General features: G+C 69.1%; 11 protein-coding genes. All 11 read left to right on the forward strand.

Annotated features, from left to right (window positions below; all coding sequences use genetic code 11):
• The first annotated feature begins 78 nt into the window (after positions 1 to 78).
• The 11 genes from ACSQ8Y_RS29155 (at position 79) to ACSQ8Y_RS29205 (ending at position 15,325) form a co-directional block, all read left to right on the forward strand.
• Positions 79 to 1,989: a CHASE2 domain-containing protein gene (locus tag ACSQ8Y_RS29155; protein WP_436270072.1), complete on the forward strand. Its 1,911-nt coding sequence runs from the start codon at positions 79 to 81 to the stop codon at positions 1,987 to 1,989.
• The gene (locus tag ACSQ8Y_RS29160; RefSeq protein WP_436270073.1) at positions 1,986 to 3,524 is read left to right on the forward strand and encodes a tetratricopeptide repeat protein; all 1,539 of its coding nucleotides are present in this window, start codon (positions 1,986 to 1,988) and stop codon (positions 3,522 to 3,524) included. The genes ACSQ8Y_RS29155 and ACSQ8Y_RS29160 overlap by 4 nt, the downstream gene beginning before the upstream one ends.
• A gap of 13 nt (positions 3,525 to 3,537) precedes the next feature.
• A complete protein-coding gene (locus tag ACSQ8Y_RS29165; RefSeq protein WP_436270074.1) occupies positions 3,538 to 3,867 on the forward strand; it encodes a VanZ family protein in 330 nt (109 codons plus the stop codon).
• A gap of 60 nt (positions 3,868 to 3,927) precedes the next feature.
• Positions 3,928 to 4,686 (forward strand): Crp/Fnr family transcriptional regulator, encoded by a 759-nt coding sequence (locus ACSQ8Y_RS29170; RefSeq protein WP_436270075.1) that lies wholly within the window; start codon positions 3,928 to 3,930, stop codon positions 4,684 to 4,686.
• A gap of 720 nt (positions 4,687 to 5,406) precedes the next feature.
• Complete coding sequence (locus ACSQ8Y_RS29175) at positions 5,407 to 6,207, forward strand: ABC transporter permease (RefSeq protein WP_436270076.1); 801 nt, start codon at positions 5,407 to 5,409, stop codon at positions 6,205 to 6,207.
• Positions 6,207 to 7,430: an ABC transporter ATP-binding protein gene (locus ACSQ8Y_RS29180; protein ID WP_436270077.1), complete on the forward strand. Its 1,224-nt coding sequence runs from the start codon at positions 6,207 to 6,209 to the stop codon at positions 7,428 to 7,430. Before ACSQ8Y_RS29175 ends, ACSQ8Y_RS29180 begins: the two co-directional genes overlap by 1 nt.
• Complete coding sequence (locus ACSQ8Y_RS29185) at positions 7,427 to 9,178, forward strand: FkbM family methyltransferase (RefSeq protein WP_436270078.1); 1,752 nt, start codon at positions 7,427 to 7,429, stop codon at positions 9,176 to 9,178. Before ACSQ8Y_RS29180 ends, ACSQ8Y_RS29185 begins: the two co-directional genes overlap by 4 nt.
• A gap of 4 nt (positions 9,179 to 9,182) precedes the next feature.
• Complete coding sequence (locus tag ACSQ8Y_RS29190; RefSeq protein WP_436270079.1) at positions 9,183 to 12,254, forward strand: glycosyltransferase; 3,072 nt, start codon at positions 9,183 to 9,185, stop codon at positions 12,252 to 12,254.
• A 61-nt stretch (positions 12,255 to 12,315) separates the two neighbouring features.
• Positions 12,316 to 13,413: a DegT/DnrJ/EryC1/StrS family aminotransferase gene (locus ACSQ8Y_RS29195; protein WP_436270080.1), complete on the forward strand. Its 1,098-nt coding sequence runs from the start codon at positions 12,316 to 12,318 to the stop codon at positions 13,411 to 13,413.
• A complete protein-coding gene (locus ACSQ8Y_RS29200) occupies positions 13,410 to 14,402 on the forward strand; it encodes a glycosyltransferase family 2 protein (RefSeq protein ID WP_436270081.1) in 993 nt (330 codons plus the stop codon). Before ACSQ8Y_RS29195 ends, ACSQ8Y_RS29200 begins: the two co-directional genes overlap by 4 nt.
• Positions 14,399 to 15,325, forward strand: coding sequence for a hypothetical protein (locus ACSQ8Y_RS29205; RefSeq protein ID WP_436270082.1), 927 nt, complete (start codon positions 14,399 to 14,401; stop codon positions 15,323 to 15,325). Before ACSQ8Y_RS29200 ends, ACSQ8Y_RS29205 begins: the two co-directional genes overlap by 4 nt.

The raw sequence follows: 15,325 nt of genomic DNA on the forward strand, positions 1-15,325 counted from the left end.
ATCGCCCGCCTTCTCGGCTATCATTGCATCCTTAATGCAACTTTCCCTGCCAGCGCCCAGGCCGCCCCAGCCACCAACATGACCACATTTTCGGCCCTGCGCGCTGCCCTCATCCTTCCGCCCGCTTTCATGCGCGCCGTGTTCGCCTGCGCCGCCATCCTGCTGACGCTGTGGTCGCAGTGGCCGGGCGCGGCGGCCGGCTCCTTCCTGGCCGACGAGTGGCTGCGCGACAGCTATTTGCGCCTGCAAACCACCGACGCGGCCGAGCCTCGCATATTAGTAGTCGATATCGACGAGGCCAGCCTGTCCGCGCTGGGTCCCTGGCCCTGGCCGCACGCGCGCCTGGCCGACCTGGTGGAAAAGCTGCTTACCCAGTACAGCGCGCGCGGCGTGGCGCTCGACATCGTGCTGCCGGAGGCTTCGCCGTCCGACGCCGACGGCGACCTGCGCCTGAACCTGCTGTCCCGCCACGGCCCGCTGGTGCTGGCCCAGGCCTTCGACTACAGCGCCACCCGCCCCGAACTGCTGCGCGAAGGCACGCTGGGCGGCGCCGTCGCCGCGCGCGGCGTGCCGGCGCTGCCGGCCACCGGCTACATCGCCAACCACGCGGCGCTGACGCAGGAGGCCAAGGTCGGCAACATCGGCTTCGTGCCGGACGCGGACGGCACCTTGCGCCGCCTGCCCCTGGTGACCAGCTACGCCGGCCGCCAGTACCCGGCGCTGGCGCTGGCCCTGCTCGACTGCTGCGCCGGCGCGCCGCGCCTGGAACTGGACGGCACGGCGCAGCAGCGCGTGTCCTTCCGGCGCGACTGGTCGGCCTACACGGTGGTGTCGGCCGCCGACATCCTCAACCTGGGCATCGACCAGGACAGCGCCAAGGAGCGCCTGGTGCTGGTCGGCTCCTCGTCGCTGGGCATGGCCGACCGCGTCACCACGCCGCTGGCGGCCTCGCGCCCGGGCTTGGGCGTGCAGGCGGCCATGCTGTCCACCCTGCTGGACCGCCAGGCCGGGTTGCAGCCGGCGCCCTGGCCCGGCCGCGCCATCGCCTTCGTGTACGCCTTGCTGACGGTGCTGCTGCTGAGCTACGCGCTGCCGCGCCTGTCGGCCGCCACCAGCGTCACCTTGCTGGGCGCAAGCACGGCGCTGTGGCTGGCGCTGGCCTTTTTCGCCAGCGCGCATGATCCGCAGATGGTCACCACCGGCCCGCTGGCCAGCATCCTGTTCCTGCTGGCGTTCGCCGTGCCCTACCAGTGGCAGCTGACCCAGCGCCGCTCGCGCCACCTGCTCGACACCTTGCGCCAGTACGTGGCGCCGGCCGTGGTGGCCGAACTGCTGCGCAGCGACCTGGCCGACCCGCTGGCGCCGCGCCTGGGCGACGTCACCACCCTCATCGCCGACATGGAGGGCTACACCACCCAGGTCGAGGCGCTGGGCGTAGCCGACGCCGCCACGCTGACGCGCGACTTCCTCGACTGCCTGACCGGCCCGGTCATCGCCCACCACGGCACGCTGGACAAGTACACCGGTGACGGCCTGGTGGCGTTCTGGGGCGCGCCCCTGCCGAACGCCGACCATGCCGATTTGGCAATGGACGCGGCGCGTGCTATTGTGCGCCGCGTGCGCGAGTTCAGCGCGCAGCGCGTGGCTGCCGGCTTCCCCCCGCTAAGGGTGCGCATCGGCGTCGAGAGCGGCCCTGCCATGGCGGGCGACTTCGGCACCTCCTTCCGCAGCATCTACACGGCGGTGGGCGACAGCGTGAACACCGCCGCGCGCCTGGAGCAGGCAGCGCGCGATTATCCGCACGACGTGATCGTCGGCGCGGGCACGGTGGAGCGCGCGCGCCGCCACCATTTCCTGCTGCTGGGCGAACGCAAGCTGCGCGGCAAGGAAAAGCCTGTTATTTTGTATACTTACGACGCTACTATGGACGCAGTGCCCGACCCTATACCAGCCCCCCGCCCCGCCGCCCTGCCGGAGCGCACCGCATGAGGCGACCGTTCCCGGCGCTGCGGCCGCTCGCCGCGCTTGCCGTGCGGCGGCCGCTGGCCGCGCTGGCTGTGCTGCGGCCGCTGGCAATGTTAGCCGTGCGGCGGCCATTGACCGCGCCGGCTGTGCTGCGGCCGCTGGCCCTGCTACAGCCGCTGGCCGTGTTGACCATGCTGCGGCCGCTGGCCGTGCTGGCCACGCTGTGCGCGCTTGCCTGCGCGCCTGGCGCGCGCGCGCAGACGGCCGGCGCCGCAGCCGACAGCGGCGCCGAGGCCGGCGCCTCGGCCCGTGCGGCGGAGTCCGACCAAACTGCCCGTGCGGCCGAATCCGGGCAGTCGGCCCGCGCGGCCGAGTCCGCCCCGATCTACGCGCCGGACGAGGCCCAGCGCGCGCGCGACGAACTCGCCCAGCGCATGTACCGCGACGCGCTGCAATCCATCGCCGAGGGCCGCCGCTCCGACGCCAGCGACACCCTGGTGCGCCTGATCGACATGGAACCGCTGCACGCCGGGGCCTGGATGGAGCTGGCCCTGGTGCAGTGCGGCCTGGGCCGCGCGGCCGAGGCCGAGCGCCTGTTCGCCGCCATCGAGCAGCGCTTCAACCCGCCGCAGGGCATTCTGGAACTGATCGCGGAGGCGCGCGCAGGCGGCTGCAACAACTGGCAGACGGTGAGCACGCTCAACCTGGCGTTCGCGCGCGGCATAGACCAGAACGTGAACCAGGGCGCCCTCAACAGCCTGTTCTACGACGGCGGCCAGGCCATTCCCCTGACCTCGGACTTCCTGCCCAAGCACGACCAGTACACCGCGCTGTCGGGCGACTACGTGCGCGACCTGACGCCGAACGGCACCGCCGGCTTCGCCCAGCTGCAGGTGCGCCGCAACGACACCTTGCACCAGTACGACAGTTCCTCGCTGTTCGTCGGCACCGAAACCCCGTGGCGCTTCGGCCGCTGGACCGCGCGCGGCACCGTCATGGCCGGCTTCGTCACGCTGGGCAGCCAGTTCTACCAGCGCCAGGGCCAGCTGCAGCTGCGCATAGGCCCGCCCTTGCCGCTGCCCAACAAATTCCAGTTCAGCGTGATGGGCGGCGTCACCCACCTGTCGTATTTAACGCTGAGCAATTTCAACGCCAATATGGTGGAGCTGCGCGGCCTGTTCACCTACCGCAGCGAGCAGGACTACGCCAGCCTCAGCTACGGCCGTCTGAACGACGAAGCGCTCGGTCCGCGCCCGGGCGGCAACCGGCACGGCGAGCTGGCCAGCGTGCAGTGGCGGCGCCGCCTGGCCGGCGGCGTGACGGGCGAAGTCGGCTACACCTACCAGACCTGGCACGGCTCCAGCGCCTTCTCGCCCGATCTGATCGAGGAAGTGCGCCAGCAGGCCACGCATGTGCTGCGGGCCGCGTTTACTTATCCGCTCAGCAAGACCCAAAGCCTGCAGCTGGAACTGCGCCAGGTGCGCAATCGGGAAAACATCTCGATCTTTCAGTACAATAACCGCCAGTTGCAACTGAGTTGGCAGTGGCAGGGTTTATAAAGCGAAACACAGCATGGCGTGGGAACTGGGATTACTGATAGCGGCGGGCGCCGCGCTGGCGGGCGGCTGCCTGGTGCCGAACCGCTGGCTGCCGGCGGCGTTGCCGAACGATAAACTGATGCATTTCGCCGCCTTCGCGGTGCTCACCGGGCTGGCGCTGCGCGTGGCGAACGGCCGCGCCGAGGCGCTGCTGTGGCTGGCTGGCCTGCTGCTGGCCGGCTGGCTCATCGAGTGCCTGCAGCAACTGGTGCCGGACCGCGGCTTTTCCTGGCGCGACATGGCCGCCAACGCTGCCGGCATCGCCAGCGCCGCGCTGGCCACGCTGGCCTGGACGCTCATCTGAGTCTGCATCCGAGCGTTAATCCGGCTCCGCGGGCAGCCGCGTGACGGTACAATGTCACCCATGAGTGAACGCGAACCCCTGCCCCCGCCCGCCGTGCCGGACGACGCAATTCCACCCACCGCGGTGGAAGGCGCGAACCAGCGCCGCAACGTCCAGATCCACCTGCGCAAGATTCCACTGCTGGCCGAGCTGTCGCCCGAGGAGATGGAGCGGGTCAAGGCCGACCTGCGCATCCGCCAGTACGCCAAGCGCGAGGTGGTGCTGCACAAGGGCGGCATCGGCGACGGGCTGCTGTTCCTGCTGTCAGGCCAACTGCAGGTGATGGACGTGACCGAGGACGGCCGCGCCGTCGGCCTGCGCATGCTGGCGCCGGGCGACTTCTTCGGCGAGATCGCGCTGATCAACAATTCCACGCGCTCGGCCTCGGTGGTCGCCATGAGCGAAGTGCTGGTGGCCTTCCTGCCGGCGCCCACCGCCATGCACTTGTTCTCGCACTCGCCGCCGGTGGCGCGCCAGATGCTGCAATACCTGGCGCAGAAGATCCAGCGCGACTCGGAATTCCGGGCCTTGCTGTCGATCAACAACACGGCGCGGCGCATCTATACCTACCTGGTGCTGAACCAGAAGACGGCGGCGGACGGCACGGTGGTGGAAAACATGCCGACCCACCAGGACATTGCCAACATGATCAACACCAGCCGCGAAACCGTCACGCGCGCCCTGCTCAGCCTGAGCCAGCAGGGCATCGTGCAAAAGGACGCGCACCGGCTAGTGATTCTGAATCCGGAAGCGCTGCAGAAGCTGACACAGGGCAGCTGAGTGTGCAATTCCCGCGCTGGCGGGAACCCATGCGCCGCCGACGGACTGTCATTCCCGCGCAGGCGGGGATCAATATGCCAACGCACTGTGGCGGACTGTCATTCCCGCGCAGGCGGGGATCAATACGCCAACGCACTGTGGCGGACTGTCATTCCCGCGCAGGCGGGGATCAATACGCCAACGCACTGTGGCGGACTGTCATTCCCGCGCAGGCGGGAATCCATACGCCCGGTGAGCAGTTCGCGCCCTATGGATTCCCGCCTGCGCGGGAATGACAAGTGATAGGTGTTTGATAAGCCGCAACACCTTACCAAGTCGGCAATACCCTGCGAATCCGGCGGCGCTTCGGAACAGCCCGCGTCACGTCAGTCCCGCCTGCGCGGGAATGACAAGTGATAGGTGTTTGATAAGCCGCAACATCTTACCAAGTCGGCAATACCCTGCGAATCCGGCGGCGCTTCGGACCAGCCCCGCCCTGTCATTCCCGCGCACGCGGGAATCCATGCTTCCGGAGAGCAGTTCGCGACGTATGAATTCCCGCTTTCACGGGACTGACAGGATCCTGCCCTTTGGTGACAAGCTGTAACACGTTACTAGGTCGTCAATACCATGCGGTATAATCTCCCCCTTTAAAATTTCCCGCCGAGCACCACTCCGCCGTCCGTCCCCTATGAGCGTACCTAGCCTGTTTTCCGTTTCGCCGCCGCGCGCGGACGCCCTATGATTTCGTCCGCCATGCTGCGCGGCCTGTGGACGTACCGGGGCTTCATCCTGGGTAGCGTCCGGCGCGAATTCCAGTCCAAATACCGCAACACCCTGCTGGGCGCCGCCTGGAGCGTGCTGCAGCCGCTGGCGCTGATCCTCGTCTACACGCTGATCTTCTCGCAGGTAATGAAGAGCAAGCTGCCGGGCGACGTCAGCGAATACGGCTACAGCATCTACCTGTGCGCCGGCATCCTCACCTGGGGCTTGTTCTCGGAAATCGTCATGCGCGCCCAGGGCGTGTTCCTCGAGCATGCCAACCTGCTCAAGAAGATCAGTTTCCCGCGCATGTGCCTGCCGGTGATCGTGGTGCTCAGCGCCCTGGTCAATTTCGCCATCATCTTCGGCCTGTTCACCGCTTTCCTGCTGCTGTCGGGCCGTTTCCCGGGCCCCGCCTTCTTCCTGCTGCTGCCGCTGCTGCTGGTGCAGGTGCTGCTGGCGATCGGGCTGGGCATGGTGCTGGGCGTGCTGAACGTGTTCTTCCGCGACGTCGGCCAGTTTTTCAGCATCTTCATCCAATTCTGGTTCTGGCTCACGCCCATCGTCTACCCGGCCTCCATCGTGCCGCCCGAGGTGCGAGCGCTGATGGACTGGAATCCGATGGCGCCGCTGATCAAGAGCTACCAGACCATCCTGGTCACCGGCCAGGCGCCGGACTGGCTGCCGCTGCTGCCGGTCGCGCTGCTGGCCCTGGCCCTATGTACCCTGGGCCTGGCCCTGTTCCGCAAACGCGCGGGTGAAATGGTGGATGAACTCTGATGGGCACGATTACCGTAAGCAATCTGGGCAAGGCCTACAAGCAGTATCCGAACCGTTCTTCCCGCCTGCGCGAATGGCTGACGCCCTTCCTGGGGCCGCGCCATGGCCTGAAATGGATACTGCAGGACATTAATTTCCATGTCGCGCCGGGCGAAGCGGTCGGCCTGATCGGCATCAACGGCGCCGGCAAGAGCACGCTGCTCAAACTGATCACCGGCACCACCCAGCCCACCACGGGCGCGGTGCACATGGAGGGCAGCGTGGCCGCCCTGCTGGAGTTGGGCATGGGCTTCCATCCCGATTTCACCGGCCGCCAGAACGTCTACATGGCCGGCCAACTGCTGGGCATGAGCGTGGACGACATCACGCAGCTGATGCCGGAAATCGAAGCCTTCGCCGAGATCGGCGACTATATGGACCAGCCGGTGCGCGTCTATTCGAGCGGCATGCAGATGCGCGTGGCCTTCAGCGTGGCCACCGCGCGCCGGCCCGACATCCTCATCGTCGACGAGGCGCTGTCGGTCGGCGACACCTATTTCCAGCACAAGAGCTTTGCCCGCATCAGCCAGTTCCGCACCCAGGGCACCACGCTGCTGATCGTCTCGCACGACAAGCAGGCCATCCAGTCCGTGTGCGACCGCGCCATCCTGCTGGACGGCGGCCGACTGGCGCGCCAGGGCCCGCCCGAAGAGATCATGGACTATTACAACGCCTTGATCGCCGAGCGTGAAAACGCCAGCGTGCGGGTCGAGCAGCTCGACAACGGCAAGGTGCAGACCATCTCCGGCACCGGCGAGGCCAGCGTCAGCGAGATCGTGCTGTTCGACGAGAGCGGCGTGCAGGCCGAGGTGGTCGATGTCGGCGCCCAGTGCATGCTGCAGATCAAGGTCCAGGCCAACGCGGCCATTCCGCGCATGGTGCTCGGCTATATGATCAAGGACAGGCTGGGCCAGACCATGTACGGCACCAACACCCACCTGAAGGATGCCCCGCAGGAGCACGTGCAGGCCGGCGAGGAGCTGGTCTACCGTTTCCGCTTCCCGATGAACCTGGGGCCGGGCACTTATTCGATCGCCACCGCCATCGTCAGCACCGGCACCCACTTGGTCAACAACTACGAATGGCGCGACCTGGCGCTCGTGTTTACCGTGGTCAACATGCGCCGCCCGCACTTCGAGGGCAGCGCGTGGCTGGACCCCCACATCGAAATCGACCGCCCATGACTTTTCTCACCTACGCCCAGAACTTCGAGGACGTGCTGCTGTGGCGCGCGCTCGGCCACATCAAGAACGGCTTCTACATCGACGCCGGCGCCAACGACCCCGAGCTGCATTCGGTCACCAAGGCCTTCTACGACGCAGGCTGGTGGGGCATCAATATCGAGCCGATGCCGTCCTACCAGGCCCAGTTTGCCGCCGCGCGCCCGCGCGACATCAACCTGGCGGTGGCGGTAGGCGCCGAGGCCGGCGAAATCACGCTGTTCGACACGCCCGACATCAACGGCTGGGCCTCCACCGACAGCACCGTGGCCGAAGCCCACCGCGCCGAGGGCGTGGCGGTGCAGGAAGTGAAAGTGCCGCTGCGCACGCTGAGCGACATCTGCGCCGAACACGTGCGCGGCGAGATCCACTTCCTGAAGATCGACGTCGAAGGCTTTGAGGGCGAAGTGCTGCGCGGCATGGACTTCCAGCGCTGGCGCCCGTGGGTGCTGGCGATCGAGGCCACCATGCCCAACAGCCGCGTGACCAACCACGAAACCTGGGAACACATGGTGACCGGGGCCGGCTACCGCTACGCCTATTTCGACGGCCTGAACCGCTACTACGTCGCCGACGAGCATGCCGAGCTGCTCGACGTGCTCAACATCCAGGCCAATGTGTTCGACGGCTTCATCAGCCACCACCTGGACAAGGCCTGGAAGCGCCAGGAAGAGCTGGGCCTGATGGCCCAGCAAGCCCAGGCCGAGGCGGCCGAGCAGCACGCGCTGAGCGCGGCCGCGCACGCCGAGCTGCATCACGCCCAGGAACAGACGGCGCGCGCCAACCAGCAGGCCGAGCAATCGATCGCCCGCGCCGACGAGGCTGTGTGGCGCGCCGACACCGCCATCGCCAGCGTCAACGCGGCGATGGAGTCGGTGGCCGTCGCCAACAACGCGGCCGCCCAGGCCAGTGCCGCCGCCGCCGCCGCCAGCAACGCGGCCGAAGCAGCCATGCTGCGCGCCAGCGACAACGCGGCGCAGCGCGACCAGGCCAACCAGCGCGCGGAAGCCGCCATCGCCGCCTCGGTGCAGGCGCTCGAAGCGGCTGCCGAAGCAAGCCGCAGCCACGCGGCGGCGCTGCAGGCGATGGACCAGCGCCTGCAAGCCGCCCAGCAAGCGGGCGCCGACGCCAGCGCGCGCGCCGACCATTTTGAAACCGCCTCGCACCACGCCGGCCAGGAAATCCTGCGCCTGCGCGGTCTGCTGGAGCAGGCCGCCGAACAGGCGGCGCAGCAGTACGCGGCGCAGTATGCCGTGGCGCTCCAGCTGAACGCGCAACTGCACCAGTTGCAATTGCACGCGCAGGCCATGGAGCGCAGCTGGCGCTGGCGCCTGGGCATGCCGGCTGGCGTGCTGCAGGTGCAGGGCGGACGCCTGAAACGCGCGGTGCGTCCGGCGCTGCGCAGCCTGGTCGACCGCATGAAGCAAAGCGAACGCATGCGCCGCCTGCTGCTGCCGCTGGTGTGGCGCTTCCCGCGCCTGGCCGAGCGCGTGCTGGTCACCCTGCGCCCGCCCGCGCCGCCACCGGCGCCGCCGGCCCCGGCCATGCCGCCTATGCAGCCCATGCCGGGCGCCGATCCGCACGCGGCCGTGCCGGCCGCACCGGCCGAGCCTGCAACGGCCGCCATGTCGGCCGAACTGGCCGGGCTGCCGCTCTCGGTACGCGCCGTGCTGGCCGATCTCGGCCAGGCCATCCGCCACTCCAACGACTGAACCCATGCGCATCGTCATCGATCTCCAAGCCTGCCAGCATGGCAGCCGCGGCAATTGCGCCGCCACCATCGCCTTGGTCAAGGCGCTGGCCGCCAGCGCCGGCCCGCATGAACTCTGGCTGGCGCTGCACGCCCAGGCCCCCGGCCAGGAAAAGCTGCGCCACGCACTGGGCGGCAGCGTGCCGCCGGAGCGCATCCGCAGCTACAGCCTGCCGGCCGTGGACGACGCCAGCCCGCGCAAAGGCTGGCAGACCGCCGCCGCCGCGCTGATCCGTACCAATTTCCTGCAGGCGCTGGGCGCCGAGCTGGTGTACGCACCCGGCACCGAAGCCGACGACGACGCCACCCCGCCGGCCATCGGCGGCGCGCTGCCGGCCGACGCGCTGCAAGCCCCCGAGGCGGCTGCCCGCGCGCTGTGGCGCCGATTCGAAGCCGCACTGCCGGCCACGCTGGAAGCGGACCTGAACACGGACCTGAAAGCGGCTGCGAGCACCGCCCCGGCCGCCGGCGCGGCCCGCCCACGCCTGGCTTACCTGTCGCCGCTGCCGCCGGAGAAATCCGGCATCGCCGACTACAGCGTGAGCGTGGTCAACGAGCTGGCCCAGTGGTACGAGATCGACATCGTGGCCGAGCAGACCGCCATCGAACCGGGCTTGCTGCAGGGCGAGTTCCCGCTGCGCGACGTGGCCTGGTTCGAGCGCCACGCGCACGAGTTCGACCGCATCGTCTACCACTTCGGCAACAACCACATGCACCGCTACATGTTCGAGCTGCTGCAGCGCCATCCGGGCGTGGTGGTGCTGCACGACTTCTTCCTGTCCGGCGTGGTGGACCAGATCGAGCGCGGCGGCTACCGCGCGGGCGCGTTCTACCAGGCGCTGTACCAGTCGCACGGCTACGGCGCGCTGCTGCAGCAGGAACAGAGCAACCGCAACGACACCATCTGGGCCTTCCCGGCCAGCAAGGCCGTGCTGGACCACGCCGCCGGTGTCATCGTGCACTCGCCGTACGCTGGCGCGCTGGCCGAGCGCTGGTACGGGCCGGGCGCCGCCGACGGCTGGCGCGTGCTGCCGCTGCCGCGCGTGCCGGCCGGCGACACCGCCACCGAATACAGCCGCGCCGCCGCCCGCGCGCGCCTGGACCTGGCCGACGAGGACTTCATCGTCTGCACCTTCGGCATGATGGGCGCGACCAAGCTCAACGACGAACTGATCGATGCCTTCCTGGCCTCGCCGCTGGCGCGCGACCCGCGCTGCCGCCTGGTCTTCGTGGGCGAGAACAACACCTTTGAATACGGCAAGGCGGTGGACGCCAAGATCGCCGCCAGCGGCCTGGCCGAGCGCATCACCATCACCGGCTTCGTCACGCCCGAGCTGTACGCCAGCTACGCGGCGGCGGCCGACATCGCGGTGCAGCTGCGCAACATGACGCGCGGCGAAACCTCGGCCGCCATCCTGGACTGCCTGCTGTACGGCGCGCCCACCGTCATCAACGCGCACGGCGCGGCGGTCGACCTGCCGGACGAGGTGCTGCTCAAGCTGCCGGACCAGTTCACCGTGGCCGAACTGGGCGAGGCGCTGGCGCGCTTGTACGGCGACGCCGGCCTGCGCGCCAGCCTGGGCCGCGCGGCCGCCGCCCACACCCGCGCCCACCACACGCCGCGCCACGCCGGCCCGCTGTACCGCGCGGCCATCGAACATTTCGCGCAGCACCATCCGCGCAACCACTACCGCAAGCTGCCGGGCGCGCTGGGCGCCATCGCCACCGACGTGCTGCCGGGCAAGGACGACCTGCTGCAGGCCGCGCACGCGATCGCCTTCAACCAGCCGCCGTCGTCGCCGCGCCAGTTGTTCGTCGACATCTCGGCCCTGGTCGACAGCGATCTGCGCACCGGCATCCAGCGCGTGGTGCGCAGCATCCTGCACGCGCTCATCGTCAACCCGCCGCCGGGCTACCGCGTCGAGCCGGTGTACGGCTGCGGCGGCAACCGCCCCTACCGCTACGCGCGCCGCTACACGCTGGACATGGTGGGCGCGGGCGAGCACCTGCAGCTGGAGGACGCTCCCATCGAGGCGCGCCACGGCGACATCTTCCTCGGCCTGGACCTGTTTACCAACGGCACGGCGCAAAACCGCGACCTGCTGCAGCAGATGCGCGAGCGCGGCACGCAAGTCTATTTCGTCATCTACGACGTGCTGCCGATGCAGCATCCGCACTGGTTCCCCTTCGGCACGAAGGAATACTTCGGCGAGTACCTGGAGGCCATCACCCACTCCTCGGACGGCGTGGTGTGCATTTCGCGCGCCGTGGCCGACGAGCTGACGGAGTGGAAGAACGGCCGCGAGAACCTGCGCCAGTCGCCGCTCAAGATGGGCTATTTCCACCTCGGCGCCGACATCGACGCCAGCAAGCCGAGCTTCGGCCTGCCGGACAACGCCGAGACCGTGTTCGCCGCCGTGGCGGCCCGCCCCAGCGTGCTGATGGTGGGCACGGTGGAGCCGCGCAAGGGCCATGGCCAGGCGCTCGAGGCCTTCGACCGCCTGTGGGAACAGGGCGTGGACGCCAACCTCGTCATCGTCGGCAAGGAGGGCTGGATGGTGGAGAAGGTGGCCAAGCGCCTGCGCGCCCACCCGGAACGCGAGCAGCGCCTGTTCTGGCTGGCCGGCGTGTCCGACGAGATGCTGCTCAAGCTGTACCAGAGCTGCAGCGGCCTGCTGGCCGCGTCCGAGGGCGAGGGCTTCGGCCTGCCGCTGATCGAGGCGGCCCAGCACGGCATTCCCATCCTGGCGCGCGAGATCCCGGTGTTCCGCGAGGTGTGCGGCACGCACGCGCATTACTTCGAGGCGGACAAGCCGGCCCAGCTGGCCACCGCCCTGCGGCAATGGCTGGAACTGCTGCGCGCCGGCACGGCGCCGGCCTCGGCCGGCATGCCCTGGCTGAACTGGGAGCAGAGCGCGCAGCAGCTGCTCGACGCCGTCATCGGCCAGCGCTGGTATAGCGCGCTGGCCGCGCCCGAGGCAGCCCCGGCCGCCCTGCAGGCCAGCCCAATATTAGCAATAGAACAAACGGAATGTTAAGATGGCCGCCGCAGCGCCGGCGCCTTTCCGCACGCAACCAGACATGAATCGGATACCCAATATGTTACAGATCAACAACCTTTCGACCCGTTTGACCCAGCACCAGACCCAGATCAAGGCGGCCGTGGACCGCGTCATCGCCAGCGGCTGGCTGGTGCTGGGTCCGGAAGTGAAGCAGTTCGAGCAAGCCTTCGCGGCCTGGCTGGGCACGGCGCACTGCGTCAGCCTGGCCAACGGCACCGACGCGCTCGAACTGGCGCTCAAGGCCCTGGGCGTGCAGCCGGGCGAGCGCGTGGCCACCGTGGCCAACGCCGGCATGTACACCACGCTGGCCATGCTGGCGGCCGGCGCCGAGCCCTTCTTCATGGACGTCGACCTCGACACCCGCTGCGCCACCCTGGCCGAAGTGACGCGCGCGCTGGACGCGGGCGTCAAGGCGGTGGTGGTGACCCACCTGTACGGCCTGGCGCTGCCGGAAATCAAGGCCATCGCGGCGCTGTGCGCGGCGCGCGGCGTGCCCCTGCTGGAAGACTGCGCCCAGGCGCACGGCGCCATGGTGGACGGCCAGCGCGTCGGCACCTTCGGCGATGCGTCCACCTTCAGCTTCTACCCGACCAAGAACCTGGGCGCGCTGGGCGACGGCGGCGCCGTCGCCACCAAGCGCGCCGACGTGGCGGCCACTGTGGGCATGCTGCGCCAGTACGGCTGGACCGCGAAATACAAGGTGGAGCTGCCGGCCGCGCGCAACAGCCGCCTGGACGAGCTGCAGGCGGCCATCCTGAGCGAATTCCTGCCGCTGCTGGACGCGGCCAATGCGCGCCGCCGCGAGATCGCCGCGCGCTACCGCGCCGGCATCACGCACGCCCAGGTCAGCACCCCGGCCGACGCCGGCGCCGCCTCGGTGGCCCACCTGTACGTGGTGCGCAGCCCGAACCGCGACGCGCTGCGCGAACACCTGAAGGCCAACGCCATCGGCTCCGACGTGCACTACCCTATCCCCGACTACGCGCAGCCGGTGCTGGCGGCGCGCTACGCCGACGTGCGCCTGGCCAACACCGAGACGCTGGCGCGTGAAATCCTGACGCTGCCGTGCTACCCGGAAATGACGGACGCCGAAGTGGACACCGTGATCGCCGCGGTGAACGGATGGCAGGCATGAAGTTTTCGGTCGTCATTCCGGTCTACAAGAACGAGGAATCGATTCCGCGCCTGCTGGCGGCCGTGCAAGGCATGAACCTGGCGCTGGACGGCCGCCTGGAGGCGGTGTTCGTCGTCGACGGCAGCCCCGACCAGTCCTACGCCATGCTGCGCGACGCGCTGCCGGCGCAGCCCTTCGCGGCCCAGCTGCTGGCGCACTCGCGCAACTTCGGCTCCTTCCCGGCCATCCGCAGCGGCCTGCAGGCGGCGCGCGGCGAGTATTTCGCCGTCATGGCGGCCGACCTGCAGGAGCCGCCCGAGCTGGTGGTGGAGTTTTTCAACGCGCTCGAGCGCGACGAGTGCGACGTGGCCATCGGCACCCGCACCACGCGCCAGGACCCGCTGCGCTCGCGCCTGGCTTCGGGCCTGTTCTGGGGCTTGTACCGCCGCCTGGTGGTGCACGACATGCCGGAGGGCGGCGTGGACGTGTTCGGCTGCAACCGCCAGTTCCGCGACCAGCTGCTGCAGCTGGAAGAGTCGCGCTCCTCGCTGATCGCGCTGATCTTCTGGCTGGGCTACCGCCGCAAGCTGGTCGCCTACGACCGCCAAGTGCGCCAGGAGGGCAAGTCGGCCTGGACCTTCAGCAAGAAGCTCGACTACATGATGGACAGCATCTTCGCCTTCACCGACTATCCGATCCGCATGCTGATCCGCATGGGCACGGTGGGCACGCTGCTGTCGATCGGCCTGGGCCTGCTGGTGGCCGCCGCGCGCCTGAGCGGCGCCATCGCCGTGCCCGGCTACGCCGCCACCATGCTGGTGGTGCTGCTGTTCGGCACCCTGAACCTGCTCGGCCTGGGCCTGGTGGGCACTTACGCCTGGCGCGGCTACGAGAACAGCAAGCAGCGCCCGCTGGCCGTGGTGGCCGCCCACCTGACCCACATCCCCGACCACCGCCTGCCGCAAGCCGCCCCGGCGCGGCCGGCCCACGTATCCGGAGCACCAGCTTGAGCCCGACCATGACCCTGAGCATCACCGACAAGACCGGCTTCTATTCCCCGGTCAGCTTCCTGAGCCGCACGCCCGAACTGCTGGCGCCGGAATGGCTAGCTGAGCTGGCGGCCGACGTCGCCGCAGGCAAGGCGCAGGCCTACGAGGGCGAGGGCGGCGTGCAGATCGTCTACCGCGCGCTGCCGTGGGATACCGACTTCTTCGGCACCGCCACCTTCCGCATCGACTACACGGCGGCGCCGGCCGGCACGCCGTTCGCGGCGCTGCAATCGGCCTTCGCCGGCCTGCGCGCCCACCTGGCCACCTTGGCGCCGGCCTTCTACCTGTTCGCCGAAGTGCCGTCCGAAGACACGGCCGCCATCGCCGGCATGAGCGGCGCCGGCTACCGCCTGATCGAAACTCGGCTGACCTGCTTCCGCGACGACCTGCAGCGCTTCGACGCCAGCGGCACGGCCGCCGTGCGCAGCGCCACCCAGGACGACATCCCCGAGCTGCGCGTGGCCGCCGCCCAGGCCGTCAACCATTACGACCGCTTCCACGCCGACGACTTCTTCAGCGCCGAGCAGGCCGACGACTTCCTGTCGGTCTTCGTCGAGAATTCCGTGAAGGGCTACGCCGACGAGGTGATCGTGCCGGCCGACGGTCCGGCCGACGCCTTCCTGACCGGCAACTACGTGAACGCGCCGGCCGCGCTGGGCGGACAGAAGCTGGGCCGCATGGTGCTGTCGGCGGTGACGCCGGCGCGCCGCGGCTGGTACGTCAAGCTGATCGGCGCGCTGAGCGCCCGCTTCCAGGCGGCCGGCGTCGGCACTGCCTTCATGACCACGCAGGCCACCAACCGCGCCGTGCTCAAGGTCTGGGCCCACCACGGCTACCGGGTCGGGCGCAGCAGCCACATCTTCTCCACCTATAGCCGAGGTTAA

This window comes from Pseudoduganella sp. LjRoot289, assembly GCF_964252925.1.
In the GTDB taxonomy this organism is placed as follows: Bacteria; Pseudomonadota; Gammaproteobacteria; order Burkholderiales; family Burkholderiaceae_D; genus Rugamonas.